The organism is Geodermatophilus sp. SYSU D01180 (genome assembly GCF_054050415.1).
Genome location: NZ_JBJGZH010000017.1, coordinates 1 through 21876 on the forward strand (window position 1 = coordinate 1; position 21876 = coordinate 21876).

General features: G+C 73.9%; 18 protein-coding genes and 1 rRNA gene. 16 read left to right on the plus strand and 3 right to left on the minus strand.

The window, feature by feature from the left end:
• The first annotated feature begins 172 nt into the window (after nt 1–172).
• A 5S ribosomal RNA gene (rrf, locus tag ACI8AA_RS15770) occupies nt 173–289 on the plus strand.
• Between the two features lie 76 nt (nt 290–365).
• On the opposite strand, the gene ACI8AA_RS15775 is transcribed toward rrf, so the two are convergent.
• A complete protein-coding gene (locus ACI8AA_RS15775) occupies nt 366–1034 on the minus strand; it encodes a DUF2461 domain-containing protein (RefSeq protein ID WP_457045347.1) in 669 nt (222 codons plus the stop codon).
• Entirely contained in the window at nt 1031–1615 is a 585-nt protein-coding gene (locus ACI8AA_RS15780) for an N-acetyltransferase family protein (protein WP_457045348.1), read from the minus strand. The genes ACI8AA_RS15775 and ACI8AA_RS15780 overlap by 4 nt, the downstream gene beginning before the upstream one ends.
• 66 nt (nt 1616–1681) lie before the next feature.
• Between ACI8AA_RS15780 and ACI8AA_RS15785 the strand changes: the two genes are divergently transcribed.
• Genes ACI8AA_RS15785 through ACI8AA_RS15805 form a run of 5 tightly spaced genes read left to right on the plus strand, consistent with a single transcriptional unit; the run spans nt 1682 to nt 6921 of the window.
• Nucleotides 1682–2914 (plus strand): winged helix-turn-helix domain-containing protein, encoded by a 1233-nt coding sequence (locus tag ACI8AA_RS15785; RefSeq protein ID WP_457045349.1) that lies wholly within the window; start codon nt 1682–1684, stop codon nt 2912–2914.
• A gap of 11 nt (nt 2915–2925) precedes the next feature.
• Nucleotides 2926–3738 (plus strand): thymidylate synthase, encoded by an 813-nt coding sequence (locus ACI8AA_RS15790; protein WP_457045350.1) that lies wholly within the window; start codon nt 2926–2928, stop codon nt 3736–3738.
• 22 nt (nt 3739–3760) lie between these two features.
• Nucleotides 3761–4282, plus strand: coding sequence for a dihydrofolate reductase (locus tag ACI8AA_RS15795; RefSeq protein ID WP_457045351.1), 522 nt, complete (start codon nt 3761–3763; stop codon nt 4280–4282).
• Nucleotides 4283–4292: 10 nt separating this feature from the next.
• Nucleotides 4293–5189 (plus strand): 4-hydroxy-tetrahydrodipicolinate synthase, encoded by an 897-nt coding sequence (gene dapA, locus ACI8AA_RS15800; protein WP_457045352.1) that lies wholly within the window; start codon nt 4293–4295, stop codon nt 5187–5189.
• A gap of 19 nt (nt 5190–5208) precedes the next feature.
• Nucleotides 5209–6921 carry a ribonuclease J gene (locus tag ACI8AA_RS15805; protein ID WP_456938877.1) on the plus strand — a complete coding sequence of 571 codons (1713 nt, stop codon included), beginning with the start codon at nt 5209–5211 and terminating at the stop codon, nt 6919–6921.
• Here ACI8AA_RS15805 and ACI8AA_RS15810 read toward each other — a convergent pair.
• Nucleotides 6918–8861, minus strand: coding sequence for a prolyl oligopeptidase family serine peptidase (locus ACI8AA_RS15810; protein WP_457045353.1), 1944 nt, complete (start codon nt 8859–8861; stop codon nt 6918–6920). The genes ACI8AA_RS15805 and ACI8AA_RS15810 overlap by 4 nt on opposite strands.
• A 73-nt stretch (nt 8862–8934) precedes the next feature.
• Between ACI8AA_RS15810 and ACI8AA_RS15815 the strand changes: the two genes are divergently transcribed.
• The 10 genes from ACI8AA_RS15815 (at nt 8935) to ACI8AA_RS15860 (ending at nt 21876) form a co-directional block, all read left to right on the plus strand.
• On the plus strand, nt 8935–11487 hold the full coding sequence (locus tag ACI8AA_RS15815) for a DNA translocase FtsK (protein WP_457045354.1): 2553 nt from the start codon (nt 8935–8937) through the stop codon (nt 11485–11487).
• 68 nt (nt 11488–11555) lie between these two features.
• Nucleotides 11556–12992 (plus strand): 30S ribosomal protein S12 methylthiotransferase RimO, encoded by a 1437-nt coding sequence (gene rimO / locus ACI8AA_RS15820; protein WP_457045355.1) that lies wholly within the window; start codon nt 11556–11558, stop codon nt 12990–12992.
• Between the two features lie 7 nt (nt 12993–12999).
• Complete coding sequence (pgsA, locus tag ACI8AA_RS15825; protein WP_457045356.1) at nt 13000–13662, plus strand: CDP-diacylglycerol--glycerol-3-phosphate 3-phosphatidyltransferase; 663 nt, start codon at nt 13000–13002, stop codon at nt 13660–13662.
• Between the two features lie 157 nt (nt 13663–13819).
• A complete protein-coding gene (locus ACI8AA_RS15830) occupies nt 13820–14233 on the plus strand; it encodes a helix-turn-helix domain-containing protein (protein ID WP_457045357.1) in 414 nt (137 codons plus the stop codon).
• 128 nt (nt 14234–14361) lie between these two features.
• Nucleotides 14362–15591 carry a DUF4032 domain-containing protein gene (locus ACI8AA_RS15835; protein ID WP_457045358.1) on the plus strand — a complete coding sequence of 410 codons (1230 nt, stop codon included), beginning with the start codon at nt 14362–14364 and terminating at the stop codon, nt 15589–15591.
• Nucleotides 15592–15804: 213 nt separating this feature from the next.
• The gene (locus ACI8AA_RS15840; RefSeq protein ID WP_457045359.1) at nt 15805–17070 is read left to right on the plus strand and encodes an extracellular solute-binding protein; all 1266 of its coding nucleotides are present in this window, start codon (nt 15805–15807) and stop codon (nt 17068–17070) included.
• Nucleotides 17067–18029, plus strand: coding sequence for a carbohydrate ABC transporter permease (locus ACI8AA_RS15845; protein ID WP_457045360.1), 963 nt, complete (start codon nt 17067–17069; stop codon nt 18027–18029). The genes ACI8AA_RS15840 and ACI8AA_RS15845 overlap by 4 nt, the downstream gene beginning before the upstream one ends.
• Nucleotides 18029–18862 carry a carbohydrate ABC transporter permease gene (locus ACI8AA_RS15850; RefSeq protein WP_457045361.1) on the plus strand — a complete coding sequence of 278 codons (834 nt, stop codon included), beginning with the start codon at nt 18029–18031 and terminating at the stop codon, nt 18860–18862. Before ACI8AA_RS15845 ends, ACI8AA_RS15850 begins: the two co-directional genes overlap by 1 nt.
• 48 nt (nt 18863–18910) lie before the next feature.
• Nucleotides 18911–20224 (plus strand): ABC transporter ATP-binding protein, encoded by a 1314-nt coding sequence (locus tag ACI8AA_RS15855; protein ID WP_457045362.1) that lies wholly within the window; start codon nt 18911–18913, stop codon nt 20222–20224.
• Between the two features lie 20 nt (nt 20225–20244).
• Complete coding sequence (locus ACI8AA_RS15860; protein ID WP_457045363.1) at nt 20245–21876, plus strand: glycoside hydrolase family 13 protein; 1632 nt, start codon at nt 20245–20247, stop codon at nt 21874–21876.

Genomic DNA, 21876 nt, shown 5'->3' on the forward strand with positions numbered 1-21876 from the left:
CCGGAAGTGGAAGCGCCGCAAGGCGTGCGAGCTGACCGGTACTAACAGGCCGAGGGCTTGACCACACATCCTTCTACACACTTCTTCGTGTCTCGCGTCCACTGTGCGGTTCTGAACGCACCCAGCCCCCGGCATTCCACCCGGATGCCGGCCGGGAACACGTTCACAGCGTTACGGCGGCCATGGCGAGAGGGAAACGCCCGGACCCATTCCGAACCCGGAAGCTAAGCCTCTCAGCGCCGATGGTACTGCTCCGGAGACGGGGTGGGAGAGTAGGACGCCGCCGGACAACCATTCAGCAGGGCCCCTCACCATCCGGTGCGGGGCCCTGCTGCATTCCGTCAGAACGGCAATGCAAAAGCCGGTCAGCGCCGACGGATCTCCTTCGTCGTCGCGCCCACGTTGTCCGCGAGCCAGGCGTTGAGTGCGACCAGGTCCCGCCAGGCGGTGCGGACCTGCTCGAGCGCCTCACGCCCGTGCAGCCACTCGGCGAAGTCGAACAGGCGGCCGGCGTGCAGGGACCGGTGCCGCAGCAGGTCCGCGCGGGCGTCGTCGCCGGCCAGGTCGTAGCCCTTGGGGACCCGGGTGAGGCGGTCACCGTCGACGGACCAGCCGGCCGCGGCCAAACGGCCCACCTCGTCCCGCAGGCGCGGTCCCTGGACGTCGTCGGCGACGGCTCGGCGGTAGCGGTCGACCTGGTCGGACTCCAGCCGCCAGGCACCGCCGGCCACCCGCAGGCCCGCGGCGGAGATCTCGACGTACCAGGCGCCCGCGCCCCGGCCCTCCGGGTTGACGACGGCGCCCTGGTGCGTCTTGTACGGCGTCTTGTCGTTGCTGAAGCGGACGTCCCGGTAGGGGCGGAAGAGCTTGGCCGGGCCGAACTCGGCGGCCAGCTCGTCGACGAGGGCCTGCATCGGTGCCTTGACGCAGCTGTCGTACACGGCGCGGTGCCGTGTCCAGTAGGTCTTGGAGTTGTCCGCCTCCAGGCCCTCGTAGAACACCAGGCCCTCGTCGGGGAAGCCCTGGAACGTCATGCGTCTCCTCCCAGCAGGGTGTGCCAGCGGACCTCGCGCAGCGGGACCCCGTCGGCGTCGAGGGTGCGTGCCCAGCCGTCCCGGTCCCACCCAGCCGATTCGAGGAACCCGGCCGTGACCCCGTCGGCCTCGGGCACCCAGGCGGTCAGCCGGGTCGCGCCGGTCCCGGCGGCCAGGTCCGCCACCGCGGCGAGCAGCCGGCTGCCGTGCCCGCGCCGTCCCCACCGCGGCTCCACCAGGAGGACCGCCAGTTCCGTCGTCGGGCCGGCCGGGTGCGGCCGCTCGCCGTCGGACAGCTCGGCGGGACCGAACGCGGCGAACCCGACCACCCGGCCGTCGTCCAGGGCGACCAGCACCCCGTGCGCCGCGGTGGGCGGGGAGGTGATCGCCGCGCGCCAGGCCGCCTCGGCGGCCGCGGCGTCCCAGCCCTCGAGCGCAGCCGGCGGCAGGACGTGGCGGTAGGCGGTGCGCCAGGTCTCGCCCTGCACGCGCGCCACCTCGGCGGCGTCCGCGGCGACGGCGGGGCGCACGGACACGTCCGCGGTGCCGGTCAGGCGCGGGAAGGCCGGGCGGGGGTCCACGCCGGGCAGCCTAGGTCGGGGGAGCGCGGAGGCGGACCGTCACCGGTGCACGGCAGGATCGGCGGCGTGCCCGCTCCCGTCGCCGACCGGCTGCCCGCTGCCCTCGCCCGGCGCATCGCCCTGGCCGCGCAGGGCTTCGCCGACCCGCGGCCCAGGGGGGTGGTGGACAGCCGGCAGCTGCGGCGGATGGTCGACCGGCTGGGCGTCGTGCAGATCGACTCGGTCAACGTGCTGTCCCGGTCGCACTACCTGCCGGCGTTCAGCCGGCTCGGCGCCTATCGCCGGGCGGTCCTCGACGACTTCACCGCCCGCCGGCACGAGCTGTTCGAGTTCTGGGCGCACGAGGCGTCCTTCCTCCCCGTGCGGCTGCACCCGTTCCTGCGCTGGCGCATGGCCGCCGCCGAGGAGCACGCCTGGGGCTCGATGGTGCGCATCCAGCGCGAGCGGCCCGGCTACGTGGCCGAGGTGCTCGACCGGGTGCGGGAGGGCGGCCCCACCAAGGCCAGCGACCTGGACGAGCCCCGCCCGGACCGGCCCGGGCAGATGTGGAACTGGCACGCCGGCAAGGTCGCCCTCGAGTGGCTCTTCTACACCGGCGTGCTCACCGCCCGGGGGCGGACGACGTCGTTCGAGCGGGTCTACGACCTCACCGAGCGGGTCCTGCCCGCCGCCGTCCTGCAGACCCCGACGCCGGACCCCGCCGACGCCGTCCGCGAGCTCGTCCGCACCGCCGCCCGCGCGCTCGGCGTGGCCACCGAGCGGGACCTGCGCGACTACTTCCGGCTGAAGCCGGCGCAGGCACGCCAGGCGATCGCCGAGCTCGCCGACGCGGGGGAGCTGCTGCCGGTCGAGGTGGCCGGGTGGGGCGCGCCCGCCTGGCTGGACCCGGCCGCCCGCCGGCCGCGGTGGATCCGCGCCCGCGCGCTGCTGTCGCCGTTCGACTCGCTGGTGTGGGAGCGGCCGCGGGTCGAGCGCATCTTCGGCTTCCGCTACCGGCTCGAGATCTACACGCCCGCCGCGCAGCGGGTGCACGGCTACTACGTGCTGCCGTTCCTGCTCGGCGACCGCCTGGTGGCACGGGTCGACCTCAAGGCCGACCGCCAGGCCGGCGTCCTGCGGGCGCAGGCCACCCACGCCGAGGACGGCGTCGACCGCGCCGAGGTCGCCGCCGCGCTGGCCGGGGAGCTGCGGCTGATGGCGGACTGGCTGGAGCTCGACGACGTCGCCGTGGCCGACCGCGGGGACCTCGCGGCCGACCTCACCTGCGCGCTGCCCGCCCCGCGCCCCGTGGTCGCCTAGGCTCGACGCCCGTGGTGAGCAACGGACCGGTGGACACGCAGTACGAGGACCTCCTGCGGCGGATCCTCGAGACGGGGACGCCGAAGTCCGACCGCACCGGGACCGGCACGGTCAGCACCTTCGGCGAGCGGCTGCGCTACGACCTGTCGGCGTCGTTCCCGCTCGTCACGACGAAGAAGGTGCACTTCCGGTCGGTCGCGGTCGAGCTGCTGTGGTTCCTGCGCGGCGACGGCAACGTCCGCTGGCTGCAGGAGCACGGCGTCACCATCTGGGACGAGTGGGCCGACGCTGACGGCGACCTCGGGCCCGTCTACGGCGTGCAGTGGCGGTCCTGGCCCACCCCCGACGGCGGCACGATCGACCAGATCCAGGGCGTGCTCGACACGCTGCGGAAGGACCCCGACTCCCGGCGCATGGTCGTGTCGGCGTGGAACGTCGCCGCGCTGCCGGAGATGGCGCTGGCCCCGTGCCACGCGCTGTTCCAGTTCGCCGTCCACGACGGCCGGCTGTCCTGCCAGCTCTACCAGCGCAGCGCCGACATGTTCCTCGGCGTCCCGTTCAACATCGCCAGCTACGCGCTGCTGACCCGCATGGTCGCCGCGCAGGTGGGGCTGGAGCCGGGCGAGTTCATCTGGGTCGGCGGCGACTGCCACGTCTACAGCAACCACGTCGAGCAGGTGCGCGAGCAGCTCTCCCGCGAGGTCCGGCCGTTCCCGACGCTGGAGATCGCCCCGGCGCCGTCGCTGTTCGACCACACCTTCGAGTCGTTCACCCTGCACGGCTACGACCCGCACCCGGCCATCCGCGCCGCCGTGGCCGTGTGACCGTGCGCGGGACTCGGCGCCGATGGGCATAGCCTGCATCTGGGCGCAGGCACACGACCGGGTCATCGGCGCCGGCGGCGCCCTGCCCTGGCACCTGCCCGAGGACCTGCGGCTGTTCAAGCGCCTGACCAGCGGCGGCACCGTCGTCATGGGGCGGCGCACCTGGGAGTCGCTGCCCGCGCGCAACCGGCCGCTGCCGGGCCGGGTGAACGTCGTCCTCACCACCGACCCGGGCTGGTCCGCCGACGGCGCGGAGCGGGCCGGCTCGGTCGCCGGCGTGCTCGCCGCACACCCGGACTGCTGGGTGATCGGCGGCGCGGCCGTCTACGCGGCGTTCCTCCCGCACGCGCACCGGCTGGTCGTCACCGACGTCGACCTGGCCGTCGACGGCGACACCCGCGCCCCCGTCCTCGACGACGGCTGGCGGCGCGTGTCCCGCACGCCGGACGCGGGGTGGGCCACCTCGACGACCGGGCTGCGGTACGCCGTCTCCGAGTTCCGCCGGGACGCTGCCGGGACCGGGACGCCCGCGGCCGGTCGGTAGATTCCTCCGCATGACCACCGACCCCGCCCGGCCGTTCGGACGCGTCGTCACGGCGATGGTCACCCCGCTCGCGGAGGACGGCTCGATCGACCTCGCCGGGGCCCAGGAGCTGGCCGCGCACCTGGTCGACCGGCAGGCCCACGACGGCCTCGTCGTCCTCGGCACCACCGGGGAGGCCCCCACGCTCAGCGACGGGGAGCAGCACGCCGTCCTCGAGGCGGTCATCGACGCGGTCGGCGACCGCGCCTCCGTGGTCGCCGGGGTCGGCACCAACGACACCGCGCACACCATCGACAACGCGCGCCGGGCCGAGCGGCTGGGCGCCGACGGCCTGCTCGTCGTCACCCCGTACTACAACAAGCCGCCGCAGGCCGGGCTGCTGCGCCACTTCACCGCGGTCGCCGACTCCACCGACCTGCCGGTGATGCTCTACGACATCCCGCCGCGGTCGGTCGTGCCGATCGAGGTGGAGACGCTGGTCCGCGCCGCCGAGCACCCGCGCATCGTCGCGGTGAAGGACGCCAAGGGCGACTTCGGCGCGCTCGCCTGGACGCTGGCCCGCACCGACCTCGCCTACTACTGCGGCGAGGACATGATCAACCTGCCGATGCTGGCCCTCGGCGCCGTCGGCGTGGTGAGCGTGGTCGGCCACCTGGCCGGCCCCCGCCTCGCCGAGCTGATCGCCGCGGTGGAGTCCGGCGACCTCGCCAAGGCGCGCGAGGTCAACGAGACCCTGCTGCCGCTGTACACCGGCATCTTCCGCACCCAGGGCGTCATCATGGTGAAGGCGGCGCTGCGCGAGCTGGGGCTGCCCGCCGGCCCCGTGCGCCCCCCGCTCGTCGACGCCACGCCCGAGCAGATCGCGCAGCTGCGCGCCGACCTCGCCGACGGAGGCATCCCCCTGTGAGCCCTGCGAGCACCGCCCCGTGACCGTCAGCTCCGCCGGCACCGCCGGTCAGCCGCACCTGGACCTCAAGACGCCGCCGCCGCTGCCCGCCGGTGGCCTGCGGGTCATCGCGCTCGGCGGGCTCGGCGAGATCGGCCGCAACATGGCCGTGGTCGAGTTCGACGGGAAGCTGCTGGTCATCGACTGCGGGGTGCTCTTCCCCGAGGCCGAGCAGCCCGGCGTCGACCTGATCCTCCCCGACTTCGGGGTCATCGAGCACCGCCTCGACGACGTCGTCGCCGTCGTCCTCACCCACGGGCACGAGGACCACATCGGCGCGATCCCCTACCTGCTGCGGCTGCGCGGGGACATCCCGCTGGTCGGCTCGCGGTTCACCCTCGCCCTGGTGGCGGCCAAGCTGCGCGAGCACCGGCTGGTGCCGACGCTGGTGGAGGTCGCGGCGGGCGACGACCACGTCGCCGGGCCGTTCCACTGCGAGTTCATCGCGGTCAACCACTCGATCCCCGACGCGCTGGCCGTCGCCGTCCACACGCCCGCGGGCGTGCTGGTGCACACCGGCGACTTCAAAATGGACCAGCTCCCGCTGGACGGCGTCCTCACCGACCTCGGCGCCTTCGCCCGGCTGGGCCTCGAGGGCATCGACCTGCTGCTGGCCGACTCCACCAACGCCGAGATCCCCGGGTTCGTCACGCCCGAGCGGTCGATCGGACCGGTGCTCGAGGACGTCTTCCGCCGCGCCACCCAGCGGCTGATCGTCTCCAGCTTCGCCAGCCACGTGCACCGCATCCAGCAGGTGCTCGACGCCGCCGAGACGCACGGCCGCAAGGTCGCCCTGGTCGGCCGCTCGATGGTCCGCAACATGGGCGTCGCCCGGGACCTGGGCCTGCTGCGGGTCGCGCCGGGGCTGATGGTGAGCCTGGACGAGGCGACCAGCATGCCGCCGGAGCAGGTGGTGCTGATCAGCACCGGGTCGCAGGGCGAGCCGCTGTCGGCGCTCGGGCGCATGGCCCGCGGCGAGCACCACCAGGTGACCATCGAGGCCGGCGACACGATCGTGCTGGCCTCCTCGCTGGTGCCCGGCAACGAGACCGCCGTCTACAAGGTCATCAACGGGCTGGCCCGGCTCGGCGCCACCGTGGTGCACAAGGAGACCGCCCGCGTGCACGTCTCCGGGCACGCCCCGGCCGGCGAGCTGCGGACGCTGCTCAACGTCGCCAAGCCGCGCTACCTGATGCCGGTGCACGGGGAGTGGCGGCACCTGCGGGCGCACGCCGCGCTGGCCGAGGAGACCGGCATGACCGCCGACCGGGTCCTGCTCGCCGAGGACGGCGTGGTGGTGGACCTGGTCGACGGCAAGGCCTCGATCACCGGGTCGGTGCCGGTGGGCAACGTCTACGTCGACGGGCTCAACGTGGGCGACGTCGGCGAGGAGTCCCTGCAGGAGCGGCGGATCCTCGGCGACGAGGGCTTCGTCGCGCTGACCGTGGTGATCGAGCCCTCGACGGGCACGATCGTCCGGCCGGTGCACCTGTCCACCCGCGGCTTCTCCGACGACCCGAGCGCCTTCGACGAGGTGCTGCACCTGGTCGAGGACAACCTCAAGCGGGAGCTCGCCGACGGTCAGCGCGACGCCCACCGGCTGTCGCAGACGATCCGCCGGACGGTCGGCAAGTGGGTGTCCGACACCCACCGCCGCCGCCCGATGATCATCCCGACCGTCCTGGAGGTCTAGCGCACGACCTCGATCGGCGCGATGCCCTCCTGCGCGGGCAGGTCGAAGCCCCACACCTGCGCGTAGAAGGACAGCTCGCCGTCGAGGGCGGCGCGGATGTTCTCCGCCCGCCGGAAGCCGTGCTGCTCACCGTCGAACAGCAGGTAGGCGTGCGGCACGCCCTTCTCCCGCAGCGCCGCGACCATCACCTCGGCCTGCTCCGGCGGCACGACGCGGTCCTCCGCGCCCTGGAACACCGCCAGCGGGGTGTCCAGCGCGTCGACCTGCGTGATCGGCGAGCGCTCGGCGTACACGTCGGCGCCCTCGGGCCACGGCGCGACCAGCCCGTCGAGGTAGCGCGACTCGAACTTGTGCGTGTCCGAGGCCAGGGCGCCGAGGTCGGCCACGCCGAAGTGGCTGGCGCCGGCGGTGAAGACGCCGGGCCGCAGGGTGAGCGCGGCCAGCGTCGTGTAGCCGCCGGCCGAGCCGCCGCGGATGGCCATGCGGGCGGGGTCCACCCGGCCGGCGTCGGCGAGGGAGCGGGCGCAGGCGACGACGTCGTCGAGGTCGACCACGCCCCAGCGGCCCTGCAGCGCGTCGCGGTAGCGGCGGCCGTAGCCGGTGGAGCCGCGGTAGTCGACGTGCGCCACGCAGAACCCGCGCGAGGTGAAGTACTGGATCTCCAGGTCCAGCACGCGCGGGTGGGCCGACGTCGGGCCGCCGTGCACCATCACGATCAGCGGCGGCAGGTCCCCCTCGGGCGCGGTGGCCTCCGGGTTGGCCGGCGGGTAGACCGCGGCGTGCGCCTCGGCGATGCCGGTGCCGCGCTCCTCGGTCGGGAAGGTGAGGTGCTCCGGCGCGGAGAACCAGGCCGGGTCCAGGCCGAGATCGCGCGCCGGGCGCAGCACCTCGGTCCGCCCGGAGAGGTCCGCGCGCAGCACGACCGGCTCGCTCGCCGGGCTGCCGGCGACGCAGACGACGCCGTCGCCGTGCGCGGTGAGGTACCGCAGGGCGGTCCACCCGGGCAGCGCGACCTCCCGCGTGGTCCCGTCGGCCTCCACCACGACCAGCCGGTCCCCGCCCCCGCCGCCGGCCGCGGCGACCACCCGGCCGCCGGGGAGCAGCACGAACCGGCGGGAGCCGAAGACCCACTGCGGCCCGGCGATCTCGGTGCCGGTGTCGAGGACCAGCTCCGCCTCCCCGCCCTGCCGCCACCGCCACAGCGACCACACGTCGGTCCGGTCGCAGCAGAACCACAGGGTGCCGTCGTCGGCCCAGGTGGGCTGCACCGCCGACTCGCCCGGACCGCCCGCCACCACGGTCTCGGTGCCGTCGGCGGCGCGGACGACCAGCTGCGCGGCGTCCCAGGGCATGGCCGGGTGGTCCCACTGCAGCCAGGCCAGCTGCCCGTCCGGGCCGGGCCGCGGGTCGGAGACGAAGTCCGGCCCGCTGACCAGCACCTCGGCGGTGCCGTCCGGCGCCAGCCGCACCACCTCGTCGACGACGTCGGCCGCGGCGCCGGAGGCGGTGTGCGTCTCCCGGACGCCGAGCAGCGAGCCGCCGGCCTCCGGCGTCAGGTCGGCGTACCGCACCCCGGCCGGCAGCTCCGGCTCGGGCGTGACGGCGACCGGCCCGTCGTCGCCGGGGGACAGCCGGTACAGCCGCTGGTCGTCGAAGTGGGTGAACCACAGCGTGCCGCCGGCGACCGTCCACGCCGCCCCGCCGTACTCGTGCACCCGGGTGCGGGCGTTCCAGGGAGAGGGGAGGACGTCGGTCGTGGTGCCGTCGGCCGAGCGCCGGACCAGCGCCGACCGGCCACCCTCGCCGGGGCGTGACTCGGACCACCAGACGTCGTCGCCGTCGACGGCCACCTCGCCGAGGCGCGCGGCCGCGCGGACGACGAGTGCCGAGGTGATCGGAGTGGGCCAGCTGCCGTACGGGACGGGGGAGGAGGTCGGCATGCAGCGACCGTAGGTCGGGGACACGATCTCGCGCCTTCCTGGGAGGACGCCGGCCGACGGCTACCGTCGACACATGCCTGCCCGCACCACGCCCTCGCGCCGGCCGGCCGGCTCGGCCCCGAAGGGCCGGTCCGGGTCGACGGCCTCCGGCAAGCGGCCGGCCTCGCGCACGCCCGCCCGCAACGGCAACCGCAAGCCGCCCGCCCGCAGGCCCGCCCCCAAGCAGGCGCCGGGCGCGGCCGCCGGCGCCTTCCGGGCCGCCGCGGGCGCCTGGTCCCTGCTCGCCCGCGGCGCCGGCGGGCTGGCCCGCTCGATCGCCCGCCCGGAGGAGGCCGAGCCGCTGGCCCCCGAGCACCGCCGCGACGGTGCCGGCCTCGCCGTCCTCGGGCTCGCCGTCGTGCTGGGCGCCGCCGCGTGGTTCGACGGCATCGGCCCCGTGGGCGCGGGCCTCGCCGACGGCGTCCGCTGGATCGTCGGGTCGCTGCTCGTGGTGCTGCCGGCGCTGCTGTTCCTCGTCGCGCTGCGGCTGCTGCGCCGCGCGCCGCGCCCCGAGGCCCGCGGCCGGCTGGCCATCGGCTGGGTGTGCGCCACCCTCGCGGTGCTCGGCATCGCCTCCGTCGTCGGCACGCCCGCCGACCCGATGGGCGGGGAGCCCGGCTCGGGCGGCCTGGTCGGCTGGGCCGTCGGGACGCCGCTGACCGCGGGGCTCGGCGCCGTCGTCGCCGTCGTCCTGCTCTCCCTGCTCGCCGTCTTCGCGCTGCTGGTGCTGACCGGGACCCCGCTGCACCAGGTGCCCGAGCGGCTGCGCGAGCTCGTCGGCCGGGGCGGCGACGAGGAGTGGGACGAGGACGGCTACGACGAGGACTGGGCCGAGGAGCCGGCGGAGCCGGTCAAGCCGCGCCGCTCCAAGCGCGCCGCGCTGGCCGAGGTGCTCGACGAGGACGCCCCCGACCTCACCGCCACCGGCCCGATCGACCACGTGCCGACGGCCGACGTCCGGGAGGCCGTCCGGCACGAGCCCGCGCCCGACCCGGCGCCCGCCGCGGCCCGGCGGCCCGCCGTCGTCGACCGGACGGCGCCGCCGGAGGACCTCCCGCCGGTCGAGGAGCCCCAGCAGCTGGTCATCGAGCCGGTCGAGGGCGACTACGTGCTGCCCTCGATCAACTCACTGCGCCCCGGCACGCCCCCGCGCGCCCGGTCGCAGGCCAACGACGCCGCCATCGAGGCGATCACCGGCGTCCTCGAGCAGTTCAACGTCGACGCCGCCGTCACGAGCTTCACCCGCGGCCCGACGGTCACCCGCTACGAGATCGAGCTCGGCCCCGCGGTCAAGGTCGAGAAGATCACCGCGCTGACCAAGAACCTCGCGTACGCGGTCGCCAACGACAACATCCGCATCCTCGCCCCGATCCCGGGCAAGTCCGCGGTCGGCGTCGAGGTGCCCAACACCGACCGCGAGACCGTCAGCCTCGGCGACGTCATGCGCTCGAACGTGGCCAAGCAGGACCCGCACCCGATGCTCGTGGGCCTGGGCAAGGACATCGAGGGCGGCTTCGTCTGCGCCAACCTCGCGAAGATGCCGCACCTGCTGGTCGCCGGCGCCACGGGCTCCGGCAAGTCCAGCTGCGTCAACTCGGTGCTGGTGTCGCTGCTGCTGCGGGCCACGCCCGACCAGCTGCGGATGATCCTGGTCGACCCGAAGATGGTCGAGCTCACGCCCTACGACGGCATCCCGCACCTGATCACGCCGATCATCACCGACCCGAAGAAGGCGGCCACCGCGCTGGCCTGGCTGGTCGAGGAGATGGAGCAGCGCTACCAGGACATGCGCGCGTCCGGCGTCCGGCACATCGACGACTTCAACCGCAAGGTCGAGCGCGGCGAGATCGTGGCGCCGCCGGGCAGCGAGCGGGTCTACCGGCCCTACCCGTACATCCTCGCGATCGTCGACGAGCTCGCCGACCTCATGATGGTCGCCCCACGTGACGTCGAGGAGTCGATCGTCCGCATCACGCAGAAGGCGCGCGCGGCCGGCATCCACCTCCTGCTCGCCACCCAGCGCCCCTCGGTCGACGTCGTCACCGGCCTGATCAAGGCCAACGTGCCCTCGCGGCTGGCGTTCTCCACCTCCAGCCTCACCGACAGCCGGGTCATCCTCGACCAGCCCGGCGCGGAGAAGCTGATCGGCATGGGCGACGCCCTGTTCCTACCGATCGGCGCCGGCAAGCCGATCCGCGTGCAGGGCGCCTACGTGTCCGACGCCGAGATCGAGGCGGTCGTCGAGTTCACCAAGCGCCAGGCCGAGCCGGAGTACCGCGAGGAGGTCTTCAGCGCCGCGCAGGGCGAGAAGAAGGAGATCGACGAGGACATCGGCGGGGACCTGGACCTGCTGTGCCAGGCCGTCGAGCTCGTCGTCACCAGCCAGTTCGGCTCGACGTCGATGCTGCAGCGCAAGCTGCGGGTCGGCTTCGCCAAGGCCGGCCGGCTCATGGACCTCATGGAGACCCGGGGCGTCGTCGGCCCGTCCGAGGGGTCCAAGGCCCGCGACGTGCTGGTCAAGCCCGACGAGCTGGAGTCGGTCCTGTTCACGCTCCGTGGCGGGACCCTCCCCGCGGGAGAGGACTGAGCGGGGGAGCGGGCGGCGTTCCCCCCGCTCGGCACGGGAGCGTGGCGCCCGGCGCCTACGATGGACCGGTGACAGCTCCGCCCAGCCCTGCCCGCACGGTGGCGGTGGTGACCCTCGGCTGCGCCCGCAACGAGGTCGACTCGGAGGAGCTGGCCGGCCGCCTGGCCGCCGACGGCTACCGACTGGTCGAGGACCCCGAGGGCGCCGACGCCGTCCTGGTCAACACCTGCGGGTTCATCGAGTCGGCCAAGAAGGACTCGGTCGACGCCATCCTCGCGGCCACCGACGGTGGCGCCGAGGTGGTCGCCGTCGGGTGCATGGCCGAGCGCTACGGCTCCGAGCTGGCCGGGGCGCTGCCCGAGGCCACCGTGCTCGGCTTCGACGACTACGCCGCCATCGGCGACCGGCTCGACGACGTCCTCGCCGGCCGGCCGCTGGTCCCGCACTCGCCGCGCGACCGCCGCACGCTCCTGCCGATCAGCCCCGTCGCCCGCACCGCCGCGGCCGCCGCACCGGAGGCGCCGGCCATCCCCGGCCACGGCTGGGTGCAGCGCCGCCGGCTGGCCTCCGGTCCCTCCGCCGCGCTCAAGCTCGCCTCAGGCTGCGACCGGCGGTGCGCCTTCTGCGCCATCCCGACCTTCCGCGGCTCGTTCGTCTCCCGCCCCCCGGCCGAGGTCCTCGGCGAGGCCCGCTGGCTGGCGGAGCAGGGCGTCACCGAGCTGGTGCTGGTCAGCGAGAACTCCACCTCCTACGGCAAGGACCTCGGCGACCTGCGCTCGCTGGAGCGGCTGCTGCCGCAGCTGGCCGCGGTCGAGGGCATCGCCCGGGTGCGGGTGGCCTACCTGCAGCCGGCCGAGCTGCGCCCGGGCCTGCTCGAGCTCATCGCCTCGACCGAGGGCGTCGCGCCGTACTTCGACCTGTCGTTCCAGCACTCCTCGCCCGGCCTGCTGCGCCGGATGCGCCGGTTCGGCGGCACCGACGACTTCCTCGCGCTGATCGAGCGCGCCCGGTCGCTGGCACCCGCGGCCGGGTTCCGCACCAACGTCATCCTCGGCTTCCCGGGGGAGACCGAGGACGACGTCGCCGAGCTCGAGCGCTTCCTCACCGAGGGCCGCCTCGACGCCGTCGGGGTGTTCGGCTACTCCGACGAGGAGGGCACCGAGGCGATCGGCCTGCCGGGCAAGCTCGTCCAGGCCGAGATCGACGCCCGCGTCCGGCGGATCACCGACCTCGTCGAGGAGCTGACCGCCCAGCGCGCCGAGGACCGCGTCGGCGAGCGCGTCGAGGTGCTGCTCACCGAGGACCTGTCGGCGGAGGAGGGCCCGGGCGTCTGGGCCGGCCACGCCGCGCACCAGGACCCCGACGCCGACGGCACGACCACGGTGACCGGCGTCCCCGCCGACGCCCGGCCCGGGCAGCTGCTCGCGGCCGAGGTGGTCGGCACCGAGGGCGTCGACCTGGTCGCGGCCGCCCTCGAGCCCGCCTCCCTCCCGGCAGGGCGGTGAGCGAGCGGTGAGCGCCGTCCTGCCGGACCCGGCGGCGACCCCACCGCAGTCGGCGAAGCTGGTCAACCTGCCGAACGCGCTCACCGTGCTGCGACTGGCCCTGGTGCCGGTGTTCGCCGTCCTGCTGCTGTCCGACGGCGGCATGGACGACGACCGCCGCGTGTGGGCGACGGTCTTCTTCGGGCTGGCGATCATCACCGACCGCTACGACGGGCTCATCGCGCGCCGCACCGGGCAGGTGACCGAGTTCGGCAAGCTCGCCGACCCGATCGCGGACAAGGCGCTCACCGGGACCGCGTTGGTCGGGCTGTCCGTGCTCGGGCTGCTGCCCTGGTGGGTGACGCTGACGATCCTCGTCCGCGAGGTCGGCGTGACGCTGCTGCGGTTCTGGGTCATCCGGCACGGTGTCATCGCCGCCAGCCGCGGCGGCAAGGCCAAGACCGTCGTCCAGGCCCTGGCCATCGCGCTGTACACCCTGCCGCTGACCGGGGTGCTGGCCAGCGCCCGCTGGTGGGTCATGGCCGCCGCGGTCGTGCTCACCCTGGTCACGGGCCTGGACTACGTCTACCGGGCGCTGGCCCTGCGCCGCACCAGTGCCCGGGCCATGCGCGCCGCGGCCGCGCGGCGTGCCGCCGGGCCCTCCGGCTCGGTCACCGACACCGCGGCGTGAGGCCGGGGCGGCGCGGGAAGTGCGTGCCTGCCTGCGGCGTTACGCCATGAGCGGACGCGTCCGCGTCGGCCCGGTCCCGGGCCGGCGGGCCGCGTACCGTGGGCGCACGGCACCCGCGGGTGCCGCCGCTCTTCCCTCTGCCAGACAGGAGACGGCCATGACGCTGCTGCGCACCCAGCTCGGGCGGACCCTGCGCGGTCACCGGCTGCAGCAGCGCCGCACGCTGCGCGACGTCTCCGGTGCCGCCCGGGTGAGCCTGGGCTACCTCTCCGAGGTCGAGCGCGGGCAGAAGGAGGCCTCCTCCGAGCTGCTCGCCTCCATCTGCGACGCCCTCGACGTCGAGCTCGCCGACCTGCTCGCCGAGGTCAGCTCCGGCCTGCGGGGTGCCGACACCCGCGTCCGCCCGCTGGAGCCCGCCGGCACCGCCCCCGCCGAGGAGGCCGCGGCCGAGCCGGCCGCCGCGTCGGCGCCCGCTGCCGAGGCCGCGCCCGTCGCCGAGCCCGCGCTCGCGCTGGTCGGCGCGGGGACGCCGGCCCGCGCGGGGCTGCGCGCCGTCTCGCTCGCCGCGTAGCCGCCGGCGGGGCCGCCCGCCGGCCCCGCCGTGGTGCCGGGCGTCGCGCCGCCCGGCGTGGCAGGGTGACCACGGGGGGACCGCCCACGGCGGGCGGTCGGCTGCTCCGGGTACCAACGGAGGTCGCCGTGCGCTATCTGTTCAGGCCGCCGGGGACCGAGGGTGCCCGGCTGCTCACGCTGCCCTGGCACCAGCCGCTGGAGGAGTGGGACCCGGACCTCCTGCTCGAGGTCCCGCAGCGCGGCATCTCCCGGCACGTCGTCCGCTTCGTCGCCGAGCAGGGGCAGGTCTTCGCCCTCAAGGAGATCGCCGAGCCGCTGGCCCGGCACGAGTACGCGCTGCTCGGCGAGTTCGAGGAGGAGGGCCTGCCGGCGGTCTCGGTGCTCGGCGTCTGCGTGGACCGGCCCGGCGGCCAGGACGCGATCCTGGTGACCCGGTACCTCGAGTACTCGATGTCCTACCGCTACCTGTTCTCGCGGCCCAGCGCCCGGCAGTCGGTGGACCAGCTGATGGACACCATGGTGGTGCTGCTCGTACGGCTGCACCTGGCCGGCGTCTTCTGGGGCGACTGCTCGCTGTCCAACACCCTCTTCCGGCTGGACGCCGGGGCGCTGGCCGCGCACCTGGTCGACGCCGAGACCGCCGAGCGGCACCCGCAGCTGTCCCGCGGCCAGCGCCACTACGACCTCGACCTCGCGCGGGAGCGGGTCGGCGCGGAGCTGCTGGACCTGCAGTTCGGCGAACTCCTGCCCGACGGCGTCGACCCCATCGAGGTGGCCGAGAGCCTGCCCCGCCGCTACGACCTGCTGTGGGACGAGGTCACCCGCGAGGAGGTCTTCTCCGCCGACGAGCAGCGCTACCGGGTGGCCGAGCGGCTGCGGCGGCTCAACGACCTCGGCTTCGACGTCGGCGAGGTCGAGCTCGTCACCTCCGACGAGGGCGCCCGGCTCCGGGTCGAGACCCGGGTCTCCTCCCCGGGCCAGCACCGGCGGGAGCTGTTCCGGCTGACCGGCCTGGAGGTGCAGGAGAACCAGGCCCGCCGGCTGCTCAACGACCTGCGCTCCTACCGCGCCTACCTGGAGCAGAAGACGGGCCGGCCGGTGCCGCAGGCGGAGGCCAGCACCCGCTGGCTGACCGAGGTGTACCAGCCGGTCGTCGACGCGGTCCCGAAGGAGCTCGCCGGGCGACTGGCGCCGGCCGAGGTGTTCCACGAGGTGCTCGAGCACCGGTGGTTCCTGTCCGAGAAGGCCGGCCGCGACGTCGGGGCGAGGAAGGCCACGCGCTCCTACCTCGACAACGTGCTCTCCCGGACCCCCGAGGAGATCACCACGCCGTCGGTCATCGCCCGCCGGACCTGAGGCGGGACGCCGCCCATCCCGCAGGTCACGGCCGGTTCACGGCCGGGTTGCGCACTCCTGTGATCAGGGCCACGGTACTGATCACGCGGTGATCGTCGGTGCTCGCCGAAACGGAGGCGATGAGTCTTGTCCATCGCAGGACGGATCCCGGAGACCGGAGCCGGTCGACCACACCAGAGCCGGCGCAGGCGGCGACGGCGCGCACTGGGCAGCATGGCCACCGCGGCAGTGGTGGCGTCCACGCTGGCCGCCTGCGGCGGCGACGGGGACGGCGGGAGCCCCGTCCTGACCTGGTACATCAACCCCGACTCGGGCGGCCAGGCGACGATCGCCGAGCGCTGCTCCGAGGAGTCGGACGGGGCCTACACGATCGAGGTGTCCCAGCTCCCCCGTGACTCGCCCCCCCAGCGCGAGCAGCTGGTCCGCCGGCTGGCGGCCGAGGACCAGTCGATCGACCTCATGAGCCTCGACGTCATCTTCCCGCCGGAGTTCGCCCAGGCGGGCTTCCTCGCCCCCGTCCCGGAGGACGTCGCGCAGGAGGTCAGCGAGGGCGTGTTCCAGGGCGCGCTGGACTCCGCCACCTGGGACGGCGAGCTCGTCGCGGTCCCCTTCTGGTCCAACACCCAGATCCTCTGGTACCGGAAGTCGGTGGCCGAGGCCGCGGGTCTCGACATGACCCAGCCGGTGACCTGGGACCAGCTGATCGAGGCCGCGGAGGGCCAGGACAAGCTGCTCGGCGCCCAGGGCCGGCGGTCGGAGTCCCTGATGGTGTGGTTCAACGCGCTCCTGGAGTCCGCCGGCGGCCAGTACATCGTGGAGAGCGGGGAGGGCCCGGAGGACATCCAGTTCGGCCTCTCCACCCCCGAGGCCGACCGCGCCGCCGAGGTGATGGCCGCCGTCGCCAACTCCTCCGCGGTGGCCCCCGGGTTCACCACGTCCAACGAGGACACCAACGCGAGCGACTTCGAGGGCGAGGACGCCGGCTTCATGGTCAACTGGCCGTTCGTCTACGCCCAGGCCCTCAGCAAGGTCGAGGCCGGGACGCTGGACCAGTCGGTGCCCGACGACTACGGCTGGGCGCTGTACCCCGCCGTCGACGAGGGCACGCCGAGCGCACCCCCCCTCGGCGGGATCGACATCGGCGTGTCGGCGTTCAGCCGGTACCCCGACCTCGCCTACGACGCGGTCACCTGCATCGTCCAGGACGAGAACCAGGCCGAGTACATGGTGACCAACGGCAACCCGGCGTCGTCGATCGCGGTCTACGACGACCCCGAGGTGCAGGAGGCCTACCCGATGTCCGAGACCCTCCGCGAGTCCTTCGAGCTGGCGGCGTCCCGCCCGCTCACGGCCTACTACAGCGAGGTCCTGGGGTCCTTCCTCCGCGAGTTCCACCCACCGGGCTCGGTCGACGACCAGACCGGTGAGCGCACGGAGACCCTCACCCAGGCCATCCTGTCAGGGGAGCAGCTGCTATGAGTCAGACAACGCTGCCGCCGGTCGAGAAGACCCAGCCCGTCTCGGCGCCCCGCGGCACGATCAGCGACCGGTCCCGGGCCGAGCGCAGGCTCGGCTGGATGCTGGCCGGCCCGGCCTTCGTGGTCATGCTGCTGGTGACCGCCTACCCGATCGTCCAGGCGGTCTACTACTCGCTGTTCAACTACCGGCTCACCGACCCCGAGAACCGGTCGTTCACCGGTCTCAGCAACTACTGGGTGATCCTCACCGACGGCGTGTGGTGGCAGTCCATCCTCGTCACCGTGATCATCACGGTGGTCACGGTGGCCGTCGAGCTGGTGCTCGGCTTCGCCCTGGCCCTGGTGATGGCCAAGGCCCTCAGCTCGATCCGCCCGCTGGTCCGGGCCGCCATCCTGATCCCCTACGCGGTGATCACGGTCGTGTCGGCCTACGCCTGGGCGTTCGCCTTCCGGATCAACACCGGCTTCGTCAACAGCTGGTTCGCCTGGCTGCCTGGTGTCAGCGACACCACCGACTGGTTCGGCGGCCAGGCCTCCTCGCTGTTCGTGATCTGCCTGGCCGAGATCTGGAAGACGACGCCGTTCATCTCGCTGCTGCTCCTGGCGGGCCTGGCCCAGGTCCCGGAGGTGCTGCAGGAGGCGGCCAAGGTCGACGGTGCCACCTGGTGGCAGCGGATGTGGCGGGTCACCATCCCCAACATGAAGGCCGCCATCATGGTGGCGCTGCTGTTCCGGACCCTGGACGCGTTCCGGATCTTCGACAGCATCTTCATCATGACCGCCGGCGCGAACAACACCGAGTCGGTCTCGTTCCTCGCCTACCGGCAGACGATCTCCCGGGTGGAGATCGGCCTCGGCTCGGCCGTCTCCGTGCTGCTGTTCCTGTCGGTGGTGCTCATCGCCTTCAGCTTCATCAAGGGATTCCGGGTCGACCTGGCCCAGGCACGAGGGGAGCGCTGATGTCGACCAAGGAGAAGACGTGGTGGTGGATCGGCGGCGCGCTGATCGTCCTCTACTGCCTGTTCCCGATCGCCTGGATCGTCTCGCTGTCGTTCAAGACCACGGCGGACATCGCCAACAAGCAGTTCCTGCCGTCGGCCTGGACGTGGGAGAACTACTCGACGATCCTCACCGGCTCGGGGAGTGACCTGTTCCTGCCGGCACTGCGCAACAGCTTCGGGATCTGCCTCATCGCGACGTTCATCTCGTGCATCCTCTCGATGTTCGCCGCGTACGCGATCGCCCGGCTGGACTTCCCGGGCAAGCGGCTCATCCTCGGCACCGCGCTGGCCGTGGCGATCTTCCCGGTCATCTCGATCGTCACGCCGCTGTTCAACCTGTGGCGGCAGATCGGGCTGTACGACACCTGGCCGGGTCTGATCATCCCGTACCTGTCGCTGACCCTGCCGATCTCCATCTGGACCATGTCGGCCTTCTTCCGGGAGATCCCCTGGGAGATGGAGCAGGCGGCCCAGGTCGACGGCGCGACCACCTGGCAGGCCTTCCGCAAGGTGATCGTGCCGCTGGCCGCGCCCGGGGTGTTCACCACGGCGATCATCGCCTTCTTCATCGCCTGGAACGACTTCGCGTACGGCATCTCGCTCACCTCGACGAACGCCGCCCGCCCCGTCCCGGCCGCGCTCGGCCTGTTCTCCGGCGCGACCCAGTTCCAGGACCCCACGGGCGCCATCGCCGCGGCGGCGGTGATCGTCACCATCCCCGTCGTCGTCCTCGTGCTCCTGTTCCAGCGGCGCATCGTCGCCGGTCTCACCAACGGCGCGGTCAAGGGCTGACCCGGCCGTGCCCCCCATCCCGCCGACCCATCGAGGGGACGAGATCTGATGGCCTCCATCGAGATGAAGAACATCGTCAAGCAGTACGGGGACGGCTACCCGGCCGTGAACGACGTCAGCCTCGACATCGCCGACGGCGAGTTCATGATCCTGGTCGGCCCGTCCGGCTGCGGGAAGTCGACGCTGCTGCGGATGATCGTCGGGCTCGAGGACATCACCAGCGGCGACATGCTCATCGGCGGCAAGCGCGTCAACGATCTGGCGCCGCGCGATCGCAACCTGTCGATGGTCTTCCAGAACTACGCGCTCTACCCGCACATGACGGTGTTCGAGAACATCGCCTTCCCGCTGCGGCTGTCCAAGACGCCCGACGACGAGGTCCGGCGCCGGGTGAACGAGGCGTCCGACGTGCTCGAGCTCAAGGAGCACCTCGAGCGCAAGCCGGCCAACCTCTCCGGTGGCCAGCGGCAGCGCGTCGCGATGGGGCGGGCCATCGTGCGCCAGGCCGAGGCGTTCCTCTTCGACGAGCCGCTGTCCAACCTCGACGCCAAGCTGCGCGGCCAGATGCGCACCGAGATCAGCCGGCTGCAGCGCCGGCTCGGCATCACGACCGTCTACGTCACCCACGACCAGACCGAGGCGATGACCCTCGGCGACCGGGTCTGCGTCCTGCGCAAGGGGAAGATCCAGCAGGTCGCCTCGCCGCGGGAGCTCTACGAGCAGCCGGTCAACCTCTTCGTCGCGGGCTTCATCGGCTCCCCGCCGATGAACTTCCTCCCGGCGACGCTGGAGGGCAGCGCCCTGCAGACGCCGTTCGGGCAGGTGGAGCTCGACGAGAAGCGCGTCGCCGCCGTGCGCGGCCGCGACCTGCTGCTGGTCGGCATCCGGCCGGAGTACTTCGAGGACGCCTCGCTGGTCGACGAGGCCAAGCGGCCGCACGGGTCGGTCTTCCGCGCCCGCGTCGACGTGACCGAGTGGCTGGGCGACTCGCAGTACGCCTACATCCCCTACGAGGCGCCGGAGACGATCACCAGCCAGCTGCGCGACCTGTCGCGGGAGCTGGACTCCGAGGAGCTGCGCACCCAGGCGATCGTGTCGATCGACGCGACCAGCCGCATCCGCGAGGGCCGGGACGCGGAGTTCTGGCTCGACAGCCGGAAGATCCACGTCTTCGACCCGCAGACGGGTGAGAACCTGACCCGCGACGCCGAGGCCGGCGCCCGGCTCACCCAGCTGGCCGAGGAGGACCGGGTCGGCCAGGTGCAGGACGCGCAGACCGGCGGGCAGACCGTCGGCTCCAGCGTCATCTCCGGGACCACCGGGACCTCCGGGTCGTCCGGAGCGCACCGGGCCGGCGCCTGAGGGAGGACCGGACCCTCTCCGTGGACCACCGCCGCCCGTGGTGGCGGACGGCGGTGGTCTACGAGGTCTACCTGCGCAGCTTCGCGGACGGGACCGGGGACGGGCTGGGCGACGTCCCCGGTCTGCGCGGCCGGCTGGGGCACCTGGCCGACCTCGGCGTCGACGCGCTCTGGGCGACCCCCTGGTACCCGTCGCCCATGGCCGACGGCGGCTACGACGTCGCCGACCACCGCGACGTCGACCCGCGGTTCGGCACCCTGGCCGACGTCGACGCGCTGCTCGCCGAGGCGCACGCGCTCGGGCTGCGCGTCGTCGTCGACCTGGTCGCCAACCACACCTCGGCCGAGCACCCCTGGTTCCGGGCCGCGCTCGCCGGTGGACCGGCGGCGCCCGAGCGGGCGCGCTACTTCTTCCGGGACGGCCGGGCCGGCGGGGACGCGCCGCCCAACGACTGGATCAGCGCGTTCGGCGGGCCGGCGTGGACGCGGGTGCGCGAGCCCGACGGCCGGCCGGGGCAGTGGTACCTGCACCTGTTCGCCCCCGAGCAGCCCGACCTGGACTGGACCTCCCGGGAGGTGCAGGAGGAGTTCGACGGGATCGTGCGGTTCTGGCTCGACCGCGGCGTCGACGGGATCCGCGTCGACGCCGCGCCGGCGATGGCCAAGGTGCCCGGCCTGCCCGACGCCGGGCACGGCCCCGGCGCGGTGTTCGCCAGCAGCGAGTGGGTGGACAACCCGCACTGGGACGTCGACGCGGTGCACGAGGTCTTCCGCCGCTGGCGGCGCATCGGCGACAGCTACGACGGCGACCGGCTGTTCGTCTCCGAGGCCGTCGTCCGCGGGCCCGAGCGGCTGGCCCGCTACGTGCGCCCGGACGAGCTGCACACCACCTTCAACTTCGACTACCTCAGGGCGCCGTGGGACGCCGGCGCCCTGCGCGCGGTGGTCGACGGCACCCTCGCGGCGCTCGCCCCGGTCGGCGCCCCCGCCACCTGGGTGCTGTCCAGCCACGACGAGACCCGGCACGTCACCCGCTTCGGCCGGGCGCACAGCGGCGCCGCCGTCATGGGCTTCGACGCGGCCGGGCCGGCCGACCTCGACCTCGGTCTGCGGCGGGCGCGCGCCGCGGCGCTGCTGACGCTCGCCCTGCCCGGCGGGGCGTACCTGTACCAGGGGGAGGAGCTCGGCCTCCCCGAGGTCGAGGACCTGCCCGCCGACGCGCTGCAGGACCCCACCTGGGAGCGGTCCGGGCACACCGCGCGCGGCCGGGACGGGTGCCGCGTGCCGCTGCCGTGGTCGGGGGACCACCCGCCGTTCGGCTTCGCGCCCGAGGGCGTCGCCCCGTGGCTGCCCCAGCCGGCGTCGTGGCGGGACCTCACCGTCGAGGCACAGCGGCACGACCCGACGTCCACGCTCTCCCTGTACCGGGCGGCCCTGCGGCTGCGCCGCGAGCTGCTGGCCGAGGAGCCGCTGACCTGGCTGGACCTCGGGGCCGGCGTGCTGGCCTTCGACCGCGGGCCGGCGCTGCGCTGCGTGGTCAACCTGTCCGCGCGCCCGGTCCCGCTGGCCGGGCTCGGGCGGGTGCTGCTCACCAGCGCCGCGGCGGGCGACGACCTGCCGCCGGACACCGCCGCGTGGCTGGCGCCGGCCTAG